The sequence below is a fragment of the Xanthomonas sp. SHU 166 genome (genome assembly GCF_000364685.1).
Lineage (GTDB): Bacteria > Pseudomonadota > Gammaproteobacteria > Xanthomonadales > Xanthomonadaceae > Xanthomonas_A > Xanthomonas_A sontii.
On record NZ_AQOJ01000797.1, the window covers coordinates 1 to 16,176 of the forward strand.

The 16,176-nt window shown below is 67.3% G+C and carries 18 protein-coding genes and 1 pseudogene; 14 read left to right on the top strand and 5 right to left on the bottom strand.

All coding sequences use genetic code 11. From position 1 onward, the window contains the following. Window positions 1–197 (top strand): annotated as a pseudogene (locus tag D180_RS18405) (nucleoside-diphosphate sugar epimerase); the annotation flags it as partial. 124 nt (window positions 198–321) lie between these two features. Here the strand turns inward: D180_RS18405 and D180_RS18410 are convergent. The 5 genes from D180_RS18410 to D180_RS18435 form a co-directional block, all read right to left on the bottom strand. Further along, on the bottom strand, window positions 322–804 hold the full coding sequence (locus D180_RS18410) for an Mpo1-like protein (protein WP_043091319.1): 483 nt from the start codon (window positions 802–804) through the stop codon (window positions 322–324). Window positions 805–1,064: 260 nt separating this feature from the next. After that, window positions 1,065–2,942 (bottom strand): peptidoglycan-binding protein, encoded by a 1,878-nt coding sequence (locus D180_RS24280; protein ID WP_198526582.1) that lies wholly within the window; start codon window positions 2,940–2,942, stop codon window positions 1,065–1,067. Between the two features lie 51 nt (window positions 2,943–2,993). Continuing rightward, window positions 2,994–3,560: a hypothetical protein gene (locus D180_RS18425; RefSeq protein ID WP_343122590.1), complete on the bottom strand. Its 567-nt coding sequence runs from the start codon at window positions 3,558–3,560 to the stop codon at window positions 2,994–2,996. A 229-nt stretch (window positions 3,561–3,789) separates the two neighbouring features. Then, window positions 3,790–4,257: a hypothetical protein gene (locus D180_RS23140; RefSeq protein ID WP_017913947.1), complete on the bottom strand. Its 468-nt coding sequence runs from the start codon at window positions 4,255–4,257 to the stop codon at window positions 3,790–3,792. Window positions 4,258–4,586: 329 nt separating this feature from the next. Beyond that, on the bottom strand, window positions 4,587–5,513 hold the full coding sequence (locus tag D180_RS18435) for a phosphoribosylaminoimidazolesuccinocarboxamide synthase (protein ID WP_017913948.1): 927 nt from the start codon (window positions 5,511–5,513) through the stop codon (window positions 4,587–4,589). Between the two features lie 142 nt (window positions 5,514–5,655). Here D180_RS18435 and D180_RS18440 point away from each other — a divergent pair, with 142 nt between their 5' ends. The 13 genes from D180_RS18440 to D180_RS18490 form a co-directional block, all read left to right on the top strand. Beyond that, entirely contained in the window at window positions 5,656–5,988 is a 333-nt protein-coding gene (locus D180_RS18440) for a DnaJ domain-containing protein (protein ID WP_017913949.1), read from the top strand. 9 nt (window positions 5,989–5,997) lie between these two features. After that, window positions 5,998–6,666, top strand: a complete 669-nt coding sequence (rpe, locus tag D180_RS18445; RefSeq protein WP_017913950.1) for a ribulose-phosphate 3-epimerase — start codon at window positions 5,998–6,000, stop codon at window positions 6,664–6,666. A gap of 1 nt (window position 6,667) precedes the next feature. Continuing rightward, window positions 6,668–7,150, top strand: a complete 483-nt coding sequence (locus tag D180_RS18450) for a GNAT family N-acetyltransferase (protein WP_017913951.1) — start codon at window positions 6,668–6,670, stop codon at window positions 7,148–7,150. A gap of 217 nt (window positions 7,151–7,367) precedes the next feature. Next, entirely contained in the window at window positions 7,368–8,306 is a 939-nt protein-coding gene (gene yegS / locus D180_RS18455; RefSeq protein ID WP_017913952.1) for a lipid kinase YegS, read from the top strand. Window positions 8,307–8,712: 406 nt separating this feature from the next. After that, window positions 8,713–10,188: an anthranilate synthase component I gene (gene trpE, locus D180_RS18460; protein ID WP_043091318.1), complete on the top strand. Its 1,476-nt coding sequence runs from the start codon at window positions 8,713–8,715 to the stop codon at window positions 10,186–10,188. Continuing rightward, window positions 10,185–11,279 carry an aminotransferase class I/II-fold pyridoxal phosphate-dependent enzyme gene (locus D180_RS18465; RefSeq protein WP_017913954.1) on the top strand — a complete coding sequence of 365 codons (1,095 nt, stop codon included), beginning with the start codon at window positions 10,185–10,187 and terminating at the stop codon, window positions 11,277–11,279. Before trpE ends, D180_RS18465 begins: the two co-directional genes overlap by 4 nt. Then, a complete protein-coding gene (locus D180_RS24065; RefSeq protein ID WP_152238972.1) occupies window positions 11,272–11,964 on the top strand; it encodes a hypothetical protein in 693 nt (230 codons plus the stop codon). Before D180_RS18465 ends, D180_RS24065 begins: the two co-directional genes overlap by 8 nt. Window positions 11,965–12,040: 76 nt before the next feature. Beyond that, a complete protein-coding gene (locus tag D180_RS18470; protein ID WP_017913955.1) occupies window positions 12,041–12,619 on the top strand; it encodes an aminodeoxychorismate/anthranilate synthase component II in 579 nt (192 codons plus the stop codon). Between the two features lie 49 nt (window positions 12,620–12,668). After that, window positions 12,669–13,307 carry a flavin reductase family protein gene (locus tag D180_RS18475; protein ID WP_017913956.1) on the top strand — a complete coding sequence of 213 codons (639 nt, stop codon included), beginning with the start codon at window positions 12,669–12,671 and terminating at the stop codon, window positions 13,305–13,307. 9 nt (window positions 13,308–13,316) lie between these two features. Beyond that, window positions 13,317–13,835, top strand: coding sequence for a DUF3304 domain-containing protein (locus tag D180_RS23145; RefSeq protein WP_081616533.1), 519 nt, complete (start codon window positions 13,317–13,319; stop codon window positions 13,833–13,835). Continuing rightward, window positions 13,832–14,890, top strand: a complete 1,059-nt coding sequence (gene trpD / locus D180_RS18480; protein WP_017913957.1) for an anthranilate phosphoribosyltransferase — start codon at window positions 13,832–13,834, stop codon at window positions 14,888–14,890. The genes D180_RS23145 and trpD overlap by 4 nt, the downstream gene beginning before the upstream one ends. 158 nt (window positions 14,891–15,048) lie before the next feature. Continuing rightward, window positions 15,049–15,846, top strand: coding sequence for an indole-3-glycerol phosphate synthase TrpC (gene trpC, locus D180_RS18485; protein WP_017910188.1), 798 nt, complete (start codon window positions 15,049–15,051; stop codon window positions 15,844–15,846). Further along, the coding region (locus D180_RS18490; protein ID WP_017913958.1) for a haloacid dehalogenase-like hydrolase at window positions 15,843–16,176 on the top strand (334 nt) is incomplete at its 3' end. The genes trpC and D180_RS18490, both read left to right, overlap by 4 nt.

Genomic DNA, 16,176 nt, shown 5'->3' on the forward strand with positions numbered 1-16,176 from the left:
ATGCGGCGTTCGCGTTGGCGCTGACGCTGGCCCACGCCTGCGGCCGCCTGCAGGGCATGAACCGCGCCGCGCTGCAGCGCATGTGCGAGGACCTGGCATTCGACCTGCAACCGGCGCAGCAGGATTTCGGCTACGCGCCGCGCGCCTTCGCCCCGGATGCGGCGATGTTGGGTCTGGAGGCCGGGGACACGGCGTAGCACGGCTGACACGGCGTCGCGTCCTCGCTGGCGCGATGCGAACAGCGCGTAGGCGCGGCGGGTGGAAGAATTCCGGCAGCGCCTGCGTCCGCCTGGCGATGCGCGGTGGTGGTGCTGGCCGCGCTCAGTAGCGCCAGTGCATGCGCCGGTACAGCTTGGCCAGCACCCAGGCCGGGCCGATCAGCAGATAGGTCAGATCGGTGAGGAAGCTGGGTCGGTGGCCTTCCAGCGCATGTCCGATGAACTGCGCGATCCAGGCCACCACGAACACGCCGATCGCTAGCCACAGCAGCCCCTGCAGGCCCAGGTGCGCCTCCAGCAACCGGCACAGGCAGCCGCAGAAGAAGAACGCCGCCAGCATGCCGTAGCCCAGCGGGCGCGACAGGCGGTTGTAGTACATCCACGCCGCGAACATGCCCAGCGCCGCCCACAGCCCGCTCTGGAACCAGGTGCCGCCGACCGGGATGCACCACAGCAGGGCCACCACCGACCACAGGATCGCCGGCACCGCGATCACGTGGATGCGCTGGTTGGCGGCATTGCGGTGATCGTCGGAATAGCTGGCGAAATAGCGGTCGATCGGGCGCGCGTAGGCGGTGGTATCCATCTTCCCTCCCAGGAACCGCTCCAGCATAGCGCCATCGCCGGCGCGATGCGGAGACACCGGTGTGCGTGGGGCGAGGGACGTCGTGCGGTGCGGTTGCCGGCCACGCGCTCCGGCGGCGACCTGCGATGGCGTTTGGCGGTGCCTGCTGCTGGCGTCCTCGCTGCGCAGAGGGCGGCGAGATGCCGCAATGCTGGGGAACGCAGTGCCGGGGAAAAGAGCGATCGCGCCACACCGGCGCGATCGCTCCATCACGCCTGCACTCAGGCGCGCGCCATGCTCCTGTTCGTCTCCTGCTGCTGCTCGCGCTGCACCGTTTCCTGCTGCTGCGCGGACTGGCGGGCCAGCTGCGCGCTGGTCTGCTCCAGCGGCGGTGCCGGCTGCTGCAGGTCCACCACCGCACGGAAGCCCGGCGTGGTCCCGGCGACGAAGGCCTTGTCGTTGGCTACATTGACCTCCTTCAGCTTGTCGGGACTGTCGATCCCGGCCTGCTTGGCCTGCAGCGTGAGGTTGGCCACCGCCTCGTTCGAGAGCTTGGCGTGCGGCGGATTGGCCTTCTCGGCACCGCGATCGGCTTCCGTGCGCATCTTGTCGTACAGCGGCGTATCCGGATGCCCCGGCTCGCCCAGCTGCAGGCCTTTCGCCGGCTTGGCCTGGGCCTGCTCGGCGGCGGCCAGCCCGGCCCGGGTGTCGCGGCCGACGATGCCGTCCTGGGTGAGGCCGCGCTGTTTCTGGAAGGCGATGACCGCCTCGCGGGTGTGCTCGCCAAAGCGTCCATCCTCGGCCAACGCCTTGCCTTGCGCGTCTCGCACGCCCATGCGGTTGAGCTGACGCTGCAACGCTTCCACTTCATTGCCGCGCTCGCCCTGCTTGAGCAGACCATCGGCCATGGCGACACTCTTGGCGCCGTGGGTTTCTGCAGGTGCGGCGGATGCTTGCCGTGCAGGAACTTCGCCATTGCCATGCAATGGTGCACGAACCTGGAACTCCGGCTTGGGGGTCAACGCGCCCACGATGCGGGTGCCGCCTCCATCCCAGTAGCCGCCTGGGCTAATCGTGACCTCCGCCGGTCCGGTCCTGCCTTGCGAGCCGATGAACTGGATGTTTCCCGCCTCGTCGTACCCCTTGAAGATGCCGATGTGTTGCCCCTTCGGCGAAGAAAACAGCAGCAGATCGCCCTGGTGCAATGAGCCATTGGGTTTGCGTGCTTCCGCCGCGGAGGTGACATCGAAATGCTCGCGCGCATACGGTGTGACCTGCGAGCCATTGAAGAGCTTGGCGGTGGTGAATCCTGCGGCATTCTCGCCCGGTACGTCGTAGCCGGCGTTCTTGAGTCCGCGCCACACGAAGGCCGAACAATCCACGCCAAGGCGACCGTCGCCATCGCCATCGCGCTCCAGGCGGCTGCTGTCGCGCCCGGGCCTGGGATGGTCCGGACGACCGTATTCGTAGTGCCGGCCTTCGTTGAAGAAGTGCTGGTACGCCTCGTTGTAGACCGCCGCGCTGGGTCTATCGGATGTCGCGGGGGCAGGACTCGATGCAGCGGGCGTAGCTGGGGACGTCGGTTGCGCCACGGTCTGTGCCGTGGTCTGAGCGGGTGTTTGGACTGTGACCTCGCCCGCTCGCCAACCCTCAAAGCGCCTGATGCCGTCGGCCAGCGCTTCGCGCTCGCGCTCGCTCATCTGCGCAACCGTTTTATTACGCAGGTCCACGCCTTGGTGGTCGCCCTCCGTGAAAATGGTGGCGGCCTGTTCGCGATGATGCGTGGTGCCGCTGTAATCGGCCTTCGAGTAGCGCGGCAGCATCTGTTCGACCGTGTCGTTGCCGAAGCGTCGCTCCAGCAGTTGTATCTTGGCAGCACGGCCCGCCTCGTAGCTTTCAAAAACAGCATTGCCCCATTGGTCGAGACCCACGACGCCGCGATAGGTGCTCTGCGCTGACTGCAATGCCTCCTCGCGTGTACGCTGGCTGTTGGCTGTTTTGTCTGCGCTGCCAGCGAACTCGAACTTGAGGTTGCCGGGGTTGTTGTTACGCCACGACACCGATCCACCTGATCGGCTGACGGTACTTCCATCGTCCATCTCTACCGTGCGCGTGGTGCCGACGCTGCTGACGAGTCGAGTGATTTTGGGGTCCGACATACCTTGCTCTCCTTGCGAATGGACAAGCACGCGTGCTTGTGGGGACGGTTGCTACATTCCGTTTGAAAACACGTCCAGCGCGCTGGCGCTGACCCAGCCTTGCGCGCAGTTGCCAGCATAGCGACCCGGCGCGGCGACATGGCAGGCATCGCCGCTTGCACGGGAGGACCACTGGATCGGGCGGTCCCCATACTGCTGGCATAGCGCATTGCCCTTGCATTGCGCCACGCTGTCTGCCGGAATCGCGACGACGTAGTAGTACATAGGATTTTGGCCGGCGCGGGCGATGCCTTGGACACAAACGAGTTGCCCTTGCGAGAAAGTGGCCCTCGGTGTGGCATGGCTCCCCGTGGTCGGCACGACATTCAGCGCAGGCGTGCCCTTGGCGTTGGCAACGCCTGCGAAGAATCCCTGCGCGCCACAGTCTGCGGTCAGTTCGACGTCGTAGTAGTCGCCCGCGTCCAGATTGCCTGCCGTGCAGTTCCGTGCCGTCTTGCTGTCTTCGCATTGCACGCCGCTCGACTGCAGCAGTTGCTGTACTTCGTCGTTCGATGTGGCGTCCGCAACTGGGGCTGCGGCGGGAGGAGCTTTGGCGGGCGCGGGGTCGGTTGCGGCCACGGCGGCAGGGGCAGCGGATTGGCCGTTGCTGCATGCGCTCAGCGCGAGTAGCAACACCGAAACGGCAGGCCACACAACGCGATTGCTGAGGCGGCGGGAAGGACGGGACGAACGCATCTTTACCTCACGTGCGAGCAGGATCGCGGAAATGTAACGCTGGAGGGATACAGCTTGGTGAAGGAAATGAGGGCTGAGGGAGTGCCCGCGCCATGCGGCCAGAGCGCGTCGGTTACACGGCCTGATCGTCTACGCGAACCAGCGTCCAGCACGGCTTCTGCGCGAACTGGTAGACCTGCTGGTCGCTGGTATCGGGCGTGCGCACCAGGACCTGCCGGCCCTCGGCGTTCTGCGTCACCACGACCTCGCGCCCGCCCTTGCGGGCTGCCTCCAGGTTCGGGATCACTGGCCATTCGACCTCGGCCAGGGGCACGTTGCGGGTCATCGGCGCCGGTTCCGGCTGCGCGTCCGGGTCGATGTGGATCATCGTCAACGGGTTGGCGGTCGCCTTCTCCTGGACCGCGATGTCGGCGCTGAAGCGCTTGAGGAAGGCATCGAAATCGGCGTCCTGGCAACGCGGGGCGGCTGCGGCGGCTGCGGCGGGTGCGGTCTGCGCGGGCGCGCCAGCCGCCGCAGTGACCGTGGAGCCAGCCGGTTGCGCCTTGCACGCAACCAGGGCCGCGGCCAATGCCAGGGACATCAGAATGGGGCGTGCGGTAGCCAACGGATCTTCCTGATCGGGTCGGGCGGGCAATCGCCCCGCGGGCGGATGAGTTTAGTTCACCAGGATCATCATGTCGTGAAGTCGGGGCGGGGCATTGCCGCCATCGCTACAACTGACAATGCAAGGGCGGAAAGTAGCCCGAGCAACCCGCTATCAAACACCAGCACATCGCGACGGATCACAGCTGGTTCGCGAGGAACATCCATGACCATCTGCTCGTGAAGCGGGAGCGATTACCTCACGGGCCGCAAGGCGGCCGCCTTCCGCGACCACCCTCACGCGCCGGCGCCCGGCGCACGATCCACTCAGTCGACCGAAATCCCCGCCAGCCGCTGCAGCGCTTCGGCGTACTTGGCGCGGGTGCGGTCGATCACCTCCTGCGGCAGGCGCGGGCCGGGCGCGGTCTTGCCCCAGTCCAGCGTCTCCAGGTAGTCGCGCACGAACTGCTTGTCGTAGCTCGGCGGGCTGGTCCCGACTTCGTACTGGTCGGCCGGCCAGTAGCGCGAGGAGTCCGGGGTCAGCATCTCGTCCATGATGTACAGGCGCCCGTCGGCGTCGGTGCCGAACTCGAACTTGGTGTCGGCCAGCAGGATGCCGCGCTCGGCGGCGAAGTCGGCGGCGAAGCGGTAGATGCGCAGGGTGGCGTCGCGCACGCGTTCGGCCAGTTCGGCGCCCACGGTCTTGACCATGGCGTCGAAGTCGATGTTCTCGTCGTGATCGCCCACCGCGGCCTTGGTCGACGGGGTGAAGATCGGTTCGGCCAGCTTCTCGGCCTGGCGCAGGCCGTCGGGCAGTTCGATGCCGCTGACCTTGCCGGTGCGCTGGTAGTCCTTCCAGCCGCTGCCGATCAGGTAGCCACGGGCGATGGCTTCCACCGGCACCGGCTTGAGCTTGCGGGTCACCACCGCGCGCTTGGCGTACAGGGCCTTGTCCACGCCCTCGGGCAGCACCGCGGCCACGTCGATGCCGGTGAGGTGGTTGGGCATCAGGTGCTCGGTCTTCTTGAACCAGAAGTTGGAGACCTGGCACAGCATCTCGCCCTTGCCCGGGATCGGGTCGGGCAGCACCACGTCGAAGGCGGAGAGGCGGTCGGTGGCGACCATCAGCAGGTAGTCGCCGGGCGGCGCGTCGGCCGGCAGGCGCTCGCGGGGAAGATCGAACACGTCGCGGACTTTGCCGCGGTGGCGCAAGGGCAGGCCGGGCAGATCGGATTGCAACAGCGTGGTGGACACAGGCACTCCTACGGACTTCGCAATGGCGACCGTCCCGGGACCCGGCGGGCCCGCGGCGGACGGCGGGCCGCGTAGTGTACGGCCGGAATGCCCCGCTGTGCCGTAAAATGGCCGGCCCTGACGCCGCGCCCGCCCTTGCCCCATGCCCTGGTACGGAAAACTGCTCGGCGCCATCGCCGGGGCCCTGCTGCTGCGGCCCACGCCGGTGCTGGGCGCGTTGATCGGGCTGCTGATCGGGCACGCCTTCGACGCCGACTGGTTCAAGCTGTCCCAGCGCGAGGATCCCTACCGCGAGCTGGGCCTGACCCGCGACGCCACCGACGCCGAGATCGAACTGGCCTACCGCCGGCTGATGTCCCAGTACCACCCCGACAAGGTCGCCAGCGCCAGTCCCGAGTTGCGTGCCCGCGCCGAGAAGAAGGCCAGCCAGCTCAACACCGCCTACGACCGTATCCGCATCCTGCGCAAGCGCTGAGATCCCGCCATGTCCGACTGCATCATCTCCCCGTCCATCCTGTCCGCCGATTTCGCCCGCCTCGGCGAGGAAGTGGATGCCGTGCTGCGCGCCGGCGCCGACTGGATCCACTTCGACGTGATGGACAACCATTACGTGCCGAACCTCACCATCGGCCCGATGGTCTGCCAGGCGCTGCGCAAGCACGGCGTCACCGCGCCGATCGACGTGCACCTGATGGTGGAACCGGTGGACCGGCTGATCCCGGATTTCGCCGAGGCCGGCGCCAGCATCATCAGCTTCCATCCCGAGGCCAGCCGCCACGTGCACCGCAGCATCCAGCTGATCAAGTCGCACGGCTGCAAGGCCGGCCTGGTGCTCAACCCGGCCACGCCGGTGGACATCCTCGACTGGGTGCTGGACGACCTGGACCTGGTGCTGGTGATGTCGGTCAACCCGGGTTTCGGCGGCCAGGCCTTCATTCCCTCGGCGCTGGACAAGCTGCGCGCGATCCGCGCCCGCATCGACGCCAGCGGCAAGCCGATCCGGCTGGAGATCGACGGCGGGGTCAAGCCGGACAACATCGCCGCGATCGCCGCCGCCGGCGCCGACACCTTCGTCGCCGGCTCGGCCATCTTCAATGCGCCCGATTACGCCGAGGTGATCACGCGGATGCGCGCCGCGGTGGCGGGGCGCTGAGATGGCGGCGCTGCACATCCGCCCGGCGGTGGCCGACGATGCGGCGCTGATCCTGCGCCTGATCCGCGACCTGGCCCGCTACGAGCGCGCCGAGGACGCGGTGCAGACCGACGAGGCCGGCCTGCGCGCGACCCTGTTCGGCGCCGATGCCCGCGCGCAGGCACTGATCTGCGAGGCCGACGGCCAGCCGATCGGCTACGCGGTGTACTTCTACAACTACTCCACCTGGCTCGGCCGCAACGGCCTGTACCTGGAAGACCTGTACGTGGACCCGGCGCACCGCGGCGTGGGCGCCGGCAAGGCGCTGCTGCAGCACCTGGCGCGGCAGGCGGTGGCCGAGGGCTGCGGCCGCTTCGAATGGTCGGTGCTGGACTGGAACCAGCCGGCGATCGACTTCTACGAAGCGGTCGGCGCCCGCGCGCAGGACGAGTGGACCGTCTATCGCCTGCAGGGCGAAGCGCTGGCCAGGTTCGCGGCCGGCTGAGCGGCGCCGGACGGCCAAAAGAAAAGAACCGCACCGTCGCCGGTGCGGCCCCTGGGAGAGAAATCGGAGGCTGATCCTGCCTCCATCCGTCTTCCTTGCTATGGCCTTCCATGTTCCGGACGCACGGTGACGTGCGTATGACAGCGCACCCGCCTGGATTCACGCATCGCGCATGCCGCGCCCGTTAGCCTGGGCGCCTCACCCCGGGATGGTTCGCATGGCTGCAGCGCATTGGCGTCTGATCCTCAACGGCAAATCGGCCGGCGACGAGGCGTTGCGCGAGGCGGTCATGGCCATGCGTGCGCGCGGCGTGGCGTTGCAGGTGCGGGTGACCTGGGAGCAGGGCGATGCCGAGCGCTACGTGGCCGAAGCGGTGGCGGACGGTGCTGCGTGCATCGTCGCCGCCGGCGGCGACGGCACTCTCAGTGAGGTCGCCACGGCGCTGGCGCATCGCCAGGAACCGGCCGCGGCGTTGCCGGCCCTGGGGCTGGTGGCGCTGGGCACGGCCAACGATTTCGCCACCGCGACCGGTATCCCGCTGCCGCCGCTGGAGGCACTGGAACTGATCGCACGCACGCCGGCGCTGCCGATCGACCTGTTGCGCATCGAGGCCGAGCACGGCCCGCACTGGTGCGCCAACGTCGCCAGCGGCGGCTTCGGCACCCAGGTCACGGTGGAGACCGACGAAGGCCTGAAGAAGATGCTCGGCGGGCTGGCCTACCTGGTCACTGGCATGAGCCGGCTGGGCCGGATCGATCCGATCCGGGCGCGCTTCGAAGGGCCGGAGTTTGCCTGGGAAGGCGATTTCATCGCGCTCGGCCTGGGCAACGGCCGCCAGGCCGGTGGCGGCCAGGTGCTGTGCCCGGAGGCGCTGCTCGACGACGGCCTGCTCGACCTGACCCTGGTGCCGGAGCTGACCGGCGAGGTCGCCGCGACCCTGGGCACCCTGGTCACGTCCGGCAAGCAGGCCGCGCTGGAGCGGGTGGCGGTGCGCGCGCGCCTGCCGTGGCTGCGGATCGAAGCGGCGCAGCCGCTGACCCTGAATCTGGACGGCGAGCCGGAAACCTCGCGCCACTTCCGCATCGACTGCGTGCCCGGGCGCCTGCGCATGCATCTGCCGCCGGACTCGCCGCTGCTGCAGGCGCCAGAGCGCTAACCGCAGGTCGAGGGCCAGCCCGAAGGCCAGCGCCCATGTGGGAGGGACTTCAGTCCCGACGCGCTGTCCTTACCGATCTCCGCAACACCGCGCTCGGTCGCGCCGTGGCAGGACGAACACGACGGATCACGGATGGGTGCGATGCGCGCCGAACAGCGCGCCCGATGTCATGCGCCGCCTCCTGCGGGAGGGACTTCAGTCCCGACGCGACGCCCTCGCCGACCGCCTCCGCACCGCGATCGATTGGTCGCGCCTGCAACCGTTGCCAGTCGCCGCAGTTGCGGTAAAGTAGCCGCCGTGTCCAGCCTGACGACCCCGCTTTCCTTCACTTCCGCTCGCCGTGCGTGGCGATGGTGGCCTGCAGCCGTCGTCCGCCCTGTCACCGAGTCCCGGAAGGAAAGCCGTCTTGATTACCCGCGAGCAGTTCCAGCGCTACGCCGCTGAAGGTCACACCCGCATCCCCGTCGTCCGCGAAGTGCTGTCCGACCTGGACACGCCTCTGTCGGTCTATCTCAAGCTCGCCGACGCCCCGCACACCTACCTGTTCGAATCGGTCGAAGGTGGCGAACGCTTCGGGCGTTACTCGATCATCGGCCTGCCGGTGCGTCGCGTGTACACCTTCCGCGGGCACACCCTGGAGGTGCGGGACCATGGCGAACTGATCGAGCGCCGCGAGGTCGCCGATCCCTTCGCCGAGGTCGAGGCGCTGCGCGCCCAGCATGTGGTGCCCAAGCTGGCGGGCGTGCCCGGCTTCGCCGGCGGCCTGGTCGGCTGGTTCGGCTTCGAATGCATCGGTTATATCGAGCCGCGCCTGGCCGGCGCTGTGGCACGCGACGAACTGGACACGCCTGACATCCTGCTGATGCTGTCCGAGGAAGTGGCGGTCTTCGACAACCTCAAGGGCCGCCTGTACCTGATCGTGCACGCCGACCCGGCCGAGGCCGACGCCTGGGAGCGCGCGCAGGCACGCCTGGATGCGCTCACCACGACGTTGCGCCAGCCCGGCGCCGGCTACCCCGCGCCGCTGGCGCGCGACGTGCTGGACGAGAGCGACTTCGTCTCCGGTTTCACCCGCGAGGGCTTCATCGCCGCGGTGGAGAAATCCAAGGACTACATCCGCGCCGGCGACATCTTCCAGGTGGTGCTGAGCCAGCGCCTGAGCGTGCCGTTCACCGCGCGCCCGGTGGACGTGTACCGCGCGCTGCGCGCGCTGAACCCGTCGCCGTACATGTATTTCCTCGACGTCGGCGACACCCAGGTGGTCGGCTCCTCGCCGGAGATCCTGGTGCGGCTGGAGAACGGCCAGGTCACCGTGCGTCCGATCGCCGGCACCCGCCCGCGCGGCAAGACCCCGGAAGAGGACCAGGCGCTGGAGGCGGAACTGCTGGCCGATCCGAAGGAGCGCGCCGAGCACCTGATGCTGATCGACCTGGGCCGCAACGATGCCGGCCGGGTCTCGCAGGCCGGCAGCGTCGCGGTCGGCGAACGCTTCGTGATCGAGCGCTACAGCCACGTCATGCACATCGTCAGCGAAGTCACCGGCACCCTGCTGCCCGGCCTCAGCTACGCCGACGTGCTGCGCGCCACCTTCCCCGCCGGCACCGTCAGCGGCGCGCCGAAGATCCGCGCGCTGGAAGTCATCCGCGAGCTGGAGCCGATCAAGCGCAACGTCTACGCCGGCAGCATCGGCTACCTCGGCTGGCACGGCGACGCCGACACCGCCATCGCCATCCGCACCGCGGTGATCAAGCACGGCCGCCTGCACGTGCAGGCCGGTGCCGGCATCGTCTACGACTCCGATCCGCAGACCGAATGGGACGAGACGATGAACAAGGGCCGCGCGCTGTTCCGTGCGGTCGCCGAAGCGGCGAAGGGGCTGTGAGCGCCGCCGCGCCGCGGATCGGCTTCCGCAACGACTACAGCGAAGGCGCGCATCCGCGCCTGCTCGCCGCCCTGGCCACTGCCAGCGCCGAGCAGAATGCCGGCTACGGCCTGGACCGGCATAGCGCGCGCGCCGCCGAACTGATCCGCGCCGAGATCGGCTGCGCCGACGCCGACGTGCACCTGCTGGTCGGCGGCACCCAGACCAACCTCACCGCTATCGCCGCGTTCCTGCGCCCGCACCAGGCGGTGATCGCCGCGGCTTGCGGCCACATCGCCACCCACGAGACCGGCGCGATCGAGGCCACCGGGCACAAGGTGCTCACCGTGGGCGCGGCCGACGGCCGGCTCACGCCGGAGCGGATCGCGCCGTTGCTGGCCGAGCACGGCAACGAGCACATGGTGCAGCCGCGGTTGGTCTACGTGTCCAACACCACCGAGGTCGGCACGATTTACCGCAAGCACGAACTGCAGGCCTTGCGCGCGTTCTGCGACGCGCACGGCTTGCTGTTGTTCCTGGACGGCGCGCGCATCGGCAGCGCGCTCACCGCCGCGGGCAACGACCTGACGCTGGCCGATGTCGCCGCGCTGACCGATGCGTTCTACATCGGCGGCACCAAGAATGGCGCGCTGCTCGGCGAGGCGCTGGTGATCCTCAACCATGGGTTGAAAGCGGATTTCCGCTACCTGCTCAAGCAACGCGGCGCGCTGCTGGCCAAGGGCATGGTGCTGGGCACACAGTTCGCCGCGCTGTTCGAGGACGGGCTGTTCTACGAACTGGCCGCGCACGCCAACCGCATGGCCGCGCGGCTGCGCGAGGGACTGGCCGCGGCCGGTGCGCACTTCGCCTCGGACTCGCCGACCAACCAGCTGTTCGTGATCCTGCCCGCCGCGGACGTCGAGACGCTGGCACAGCGCTACGACTTCGAGCGCTGGCAGGTGCTGGGCGACGGCCGCTGGGTGATCCGCTTCGTGACCTCGTGGGCGACGCAGGCCGATGCGGTCGACACGTTGATCGCGGATTTCGCCGCGCTTTGTGTGTTCCCAAAGGTCCAAAATCCGTCGACGGCAGCGGAATCAAGTTGTGGCTGAGATATCAATTCGATTTGAAGCGTCGATTGGACTCAACAAGGAGATGGTGCGTCAGTTTTCTGTGCGCTACGAATCGGTAGTCACTACTAGGGGCCTTGCTGACCCTCGGGAGCGGATGTCAGTGAAAGCTGTGGATTACGCGATTGAGTTGCATGGGTCTATCGCGCATTTGTTCGCGATTGGGAGGCGCGGCTCCGCTGCTGCTTTATTGCGTGCGTTACTAGAGAGTTCGTTGAATTGTCTCTATCTTTTGCATCTTTCAGATTTGGAATATGCAAGGAAACTTGATTTGGGTGAGTCGACATTGCCTGATTCTTCTTCAAAGGTATTTGATGCATGTGCTCGTCTGCCCTTGATTGGTGACTACATCAAAATGGTTGTTGGTTCCAAAGGAAATAGGGAGCAGATGGAGTACTTTCATAAGCTCGCCCATGGGGACACCGAGCAGTTGAATAGGCGGAAGTTCGACCATCAAGAAGCTGCTTTCAAAGATGAAGAGGTGCGGGGATTTCTTTTGATGGCTGATTTCCTGCTGCTTGCAGTAATGGACACTTTTTCTCATGCAGTAGGGGATATGGATTTTGGAAATGAAATTCGAGCTAGGCGAAATGAGTTGATAGATATTTATCATGTCCAAGTGCCTGAGGATGATCCCCGTTCGCCTGCTCCAGTTTGGAGGGTGTAGGGTTTAATCGTGGTAGTAAGTGTGTGTTGCGATAGATGGTAATTATGCTGCTCAATATTATGAATGGTGTGCCTCCATGCTGCTGATGCTGGATAACTACGACAGCTTTACCTACAACCTCGTGCAGTACCTGCAGGCGCTCGGCGCCGAGGTCAAGGTGGTGCGCAACGACGCGCTCAGCGTGGACGAGATCGAGCGCCTGGCGCCCGAGCGCATCGTCATCTCGCCGGGGCCGTGCACGCCGAACGAGGCGGGCGTGTCGCTGCAACTGATCGAGCGGCTGGGCCAGCGCACGCCGATCCTGGGCGTGTGCCTGGGTCACCAGAGCATCGGCCAGGTCTATGGCGGGCAGGTGGTGCGTGCCGGCACCATCATGCACGGCAAGACTTCGCGCATCCGTCACGAAGGCCGCGGCGTGTTCGCCGGCCTGCCGGACCGCTACGAGGCCACCCGCTACCACTCGCTGGTGGTGGAGAAGACCACGCTGCCCGACTGCCTGGAAGTGACGGCCTGGACCGAACACGACGACGGCACGGTGGAGGAGATCATGGGCCTGCGCCATCGCCAGTTCCCGGTCGAGGGCGTGCAGTTCCATCCCGAGTCCATCCTCACCGAGCATGGTCACGCCCTGCTGAAGAACTTCCTGGAGCGCTGAGCGCGCCGCGCGGGCGTCGCCCGCTTCCCGTCACTGCCGGACCCTGCCGATGCACGAGCGCACCGACGCCTTCCATTTCTACGAACCGGCCAACGGCCACGGCTTGCCGCACGACCCGTTCAACGCGATTGTGGGGCCGCGGCCGATCGGCTGGATCGGTTCGCGTGGCGCCGACGGCGTCGCCAACCTGGCGCCCTACAGCTTCTTCAACGCCTTCAACTACGTCCCGCCGATCGTCGGCTTCGCCAGCATCGGCTGGAAGGACAGCGTGCGCAACATCGAGGCCACGGGCGAGTTCACCTGGAACCTGGCCACGCGGCCGCTGGCCGAGGCGATGAACGCCAGTTCCGCCGCGGTGGCGCCGGAGGTGGACGAGTTCGCGCTGGCCGGCCTGACCGCCGCGCCCTCGCGCCTGATCGGCGCGCCGCGGGTGGCCGCCAGCCCGGTCAGCTTCGAATGCCGGCTCAGCCAGTTGCTGCCGCTGCAGAGCGCACGCGGCGAGCCGATCCAGACCTGGCTGGTGCTGGGCGAGGTGGTCGGCGTGCACATCGCCGAGCACGCCCTGCAGGACGGCATCTACGACCCGGCCGCGGTCGCCACCCTGCTGCGCGCCGGCGGCCCGGCCGACTACTTCGAGGTGCTGGCGCAAGGGCGCCTGCGCATGTCGCGGCCGACGCAGGCGCGCTGAGCCCATCACATGCAAAACAGAAAAACAAAAAAGCGCATCCAGTACTGGAATTCATTGTCCATGCTTGTCGCCTGCATCTCATTAAGTGGTTGCGGCAATGATCGCTTGCCCGCATCTGTGACTGGTTACAATCACATGAGCGATTGGGGCATCGAGAGATTTACAGTTGACGGCGCAAGTGGACCCAACCTTTCGCCCGAGGAAGGGGGCGGGAAATTTTCATGCTGTGCGTCCATTCCAAGGCGTTGGCATCCTGGAATGAAGGTCAAGATCCAATGGACCTATGCCACCACGCAAAATGGCCCGCAGCCCCCATCGCCACAAGAAGCAATTGTTGATCTACCCCAATATCCAAGCCAAGGCGGGGATATTCAGGTGCATTTTTATCCAGATCATAAAGTCAAGGTAGTCATTTCGGAATATGGCATTGGACACCCTCTTTACCCCATGAGCGAAGAAGATAAGCGCCCCTGGGAAACCCGAAAAGATCTACTTCTTCCCCAGCTACGAGCAGCTCCTCTCCCATGACCATCACCCCCCAGCAAGCCCTGCAACGCACCATCGAGCACCGCGAGATCTTCCACGACGAGATGGTCGGGCTGATGCGGCAGATCATGCGCGGGGAGGTGTCGCCGATGATGACCGCGGCCATCCTCACCGGCTTGCGGGTCAAGAAGGAGACGGTGGGCGAGATCGCCGGCGCGGCGGTGGTGATGCGCGAGTTCTCGCGCACTGTGCCGGTCGCCGACCGTACCCACATGGTCGACATCGTCGGCACCGGCGGCGACGGCTCGCACACCTTCAACATCTCCACCTGCGCGATGTTCGTGGCCGCGGCGGCCGGCGCCAAGGTCGCCAAGCACGGCAACCGCAGCGTCTCCTCCAAGTCCGGCAGCGCCGATGCGCTGGAGGCGCTGGGTGCGGCGATCGAACTGCAGCCCGAGCAGGTGGCGCAGGCATTGGCGGCGACCGGCATCGGCTTCATGTACGCCCCGGTGCACCACCCGGCGATGAAGGTGGTGGCGCCGGTGCGGCGCGAGATGGGCGTGCGCACCATCTTCAACATCCTCGGTCCGCTGACCAATCCGGCCGGTGCGCCGAACATCCTGATGGGCGTGTTCCACCCCGACCTGGTCGGCATCCAGGCACGCGTGCTGCAGGAACTGGGCGCCGAGCGCGCGCTGGTGGTGTGGGGCCGCGACGACATGGACGAGCTCTCGCTCGGCGCCGGCACCCTGGTCGGCGAACTGCGCGACGGCCAGGTCCGCGAGTACGAAGTGCACCCGGAGGACTTCGGCATCGCCATGTCGGCCAGCCGCAACCTCAAGGTCGCCGACGCCGCCGAATCGATGGCGATGCTGCGCGCGGTGCTCGACAACGTGCCCGGCCCGGCCCTGGACATCGTCGCCTTCAACGCCGGCGCGGCGCTGTACGTGGCCGGCCTGGCCGCCGACATCGGTGCCGGCATCGCCCTGGCGCGTGCGGCCATCGCCGACGGGCGTGCGCGGGCGAAGCTGGAGGCGTATGTGGCGTGTACGCAGGGTCTGGTCGGGGCCCGGGACCCGGGACCTGGGACCCGGTAAGCGCAGGGCGTCGCCGATCTGCGGCCCCTCGTCTCACTCGGGCATGTCGTCGGTTGCACTACTTGCATGGCGGCCCAGGCTGTTGCGGGTCCCGGGTCCCGATCCCTTCTTTACCCCACATCGCCGATAATCCGGCCATCCCCCAGGATTCCCACCGCATGAGCAGCGACATTCTCCGCACCATCCTCGCGCGCAAGGCCGACGAGATCGCCGAGCGCAGCGCGCGCGTGCCGCTGGCCGAGCTGGTCGCCCGCGCCGAGGCCATGCCGCCCACCCGCGGCTTCGCCCGCGCGCTGCAGGCGGCCATCGCCAACGGCGACCCGGCGGTGATCGCCGAGGTCAAGAAGGCCAGCCCGTCCAAGGGCGTGATCCGCCCGGACTTCCACCCGGCCGACATCGCGGTCAGCTACGAGTTCGGCGGCGCGGCCTGCCTGTCGGTGCTGACCGACGAGGACTTCTTCCAGGGCCACGACCGCTATCTGCAGCAGGCGCGCGACGCCTGCACCCTGCCGGTGCTGCGCAAGGACTTCACCATCGATCCGTACCAGGTGTACGAGGCGCGCACGCTCGGCGCCGACTGCATCCTGCTGATCGTGGCTGCGCTGGACGACCTGCAACTGGCCGAGCTGTCGTCGCTGGCGCTGCAGCTGGGCATGGACGTGCTGGTGGAAGTGCACGACATCGACGAACTGGAGCGCGCGCTGCAGGTGCCGGCGCCGCTGATCGGCATCAACAACCGCAACCTGCGCACCTTCGAGGTGTCGCTGCAGACCACCTTGTCGATGCAGGACGCAGTGCCGCGCGACCGCCTGCTGGTCACCGAAAGCGGCATCCTCGGCCCGGACGATGTGGCGCTGATGCGCGGCGCCGGCGTGCACGCGTTCCTGGTCGGCGAGGCGTTCATGCGCGCCGAGGAACCGGGCGAGGCGCTGCGCCAGCTGTTCTTCGCGGCATGAGCGGGCAGGCGCCGAGCCCGTATCCGCTGCCGCGCGCCGATGCGCCGCTGGTGGTATTCGATTTCGACCACACCCTGTATGACGGCGATTCCGGCAGCCACCTGTTCGCCTGGCTGATCAAGCGCAATCCGCTGCGCCTGGCCGCCGCGGTGCTGGCCACCCCGTTGCTGGGGCCGCTGGTGGCGATGCTGCCGACCCGCCGCACTGGCATCTCCGGCTACGTCTGGATCGCCAGCTTCGGCCTGCGCCGCGCGCGCGAGTTCAACCGCATCATCGACCAGTACGTGCTGCAGCATCAGGCGCAGATCCGCCAGCGGCTGCTGCCGCAGG

Bases quoted from the DNA above. Each gene is read 5' to 3' on its own strand.
- trpD (WP_017913957.1), top strand. From the start codon at position 13,832: ATGACCATCACCCCCCAGCAAGCCCTGCAACGCACCATCGAGCACCGC.
- trpC (WP_017910188.1), top strand. From the start codon at position 15,049: ATGAGCAGCGACATTCTCCGCACCATCCTCGCGCGCAAGGCCGACGAG.
- D180_RS23145 (WP_081616533.1), top strand. From the start codon at position 13,317: ATGCAAAACAGAAAAACAAAAAAGCGCATCCAGTACTGGAATTCATTG.
- D180_RS23140 (WP_017913947.1), bottom strand. From the start codon at position 4,257: ATGTCCCTGGCATTGGCCGCGGCCCTGGTTGCGTGCAAGGCGCAACCG.
- yegS (WP_017913952.1), top strand. From the start codon at position 7,368: ATGGCTGCAGCGCATTGGCGTCTGATCCTCAACGGCAAATCGGCCGGC.
- D180_RS18410 (WP_043091319.1), bottom strand. From the start codon at position 804: ATGGATACCACCGCCTACGCGCGCCCGATCGACCGCTATTTCGCCAGC.
- D180_RS24280 (WP_198526582.1), bottom strand. From the start codon at position 2,942: ATGTCGGACCCCAAAATCACTCGACTCGTCAGCAGCGTCGGCACCACG.
- D180_RS18470 (WP_017913955.1), top strand. From the start codon at position 12,041: ATGCTGCTGATGCTGGATAACTACGACAGCTTTACCTACAACCTCGTG.
- D180_RS18440 (WP_017913949.1), top strand. From the start codon at position 5,656: ATGCCCTGGTACGGAAAACTGCTCGGCGCCATCGCCGGGGCCCTGCTG.
- rpe (WP_017913950.1), top strand. From the start codon at position 5,998: ATGTCCGACTGCATCATCTCCCCGTCCATCCTGTCCGCCGATTTCGCC.
- D180_RS18450 (WP_017913951.1), top strand. From the start codon at position 6,668: ATGGCGGCGCTGCACATCCGCCCGGCGGTGGCCGACGATGCGGCGCTG.
- D180_RS18475 (WP_017913956.1), top strand. From the start codon at position 12,669: ATGCACGAGCGCACCGACGCCTTCCATTTCTACGAACCGGCCAACGGC.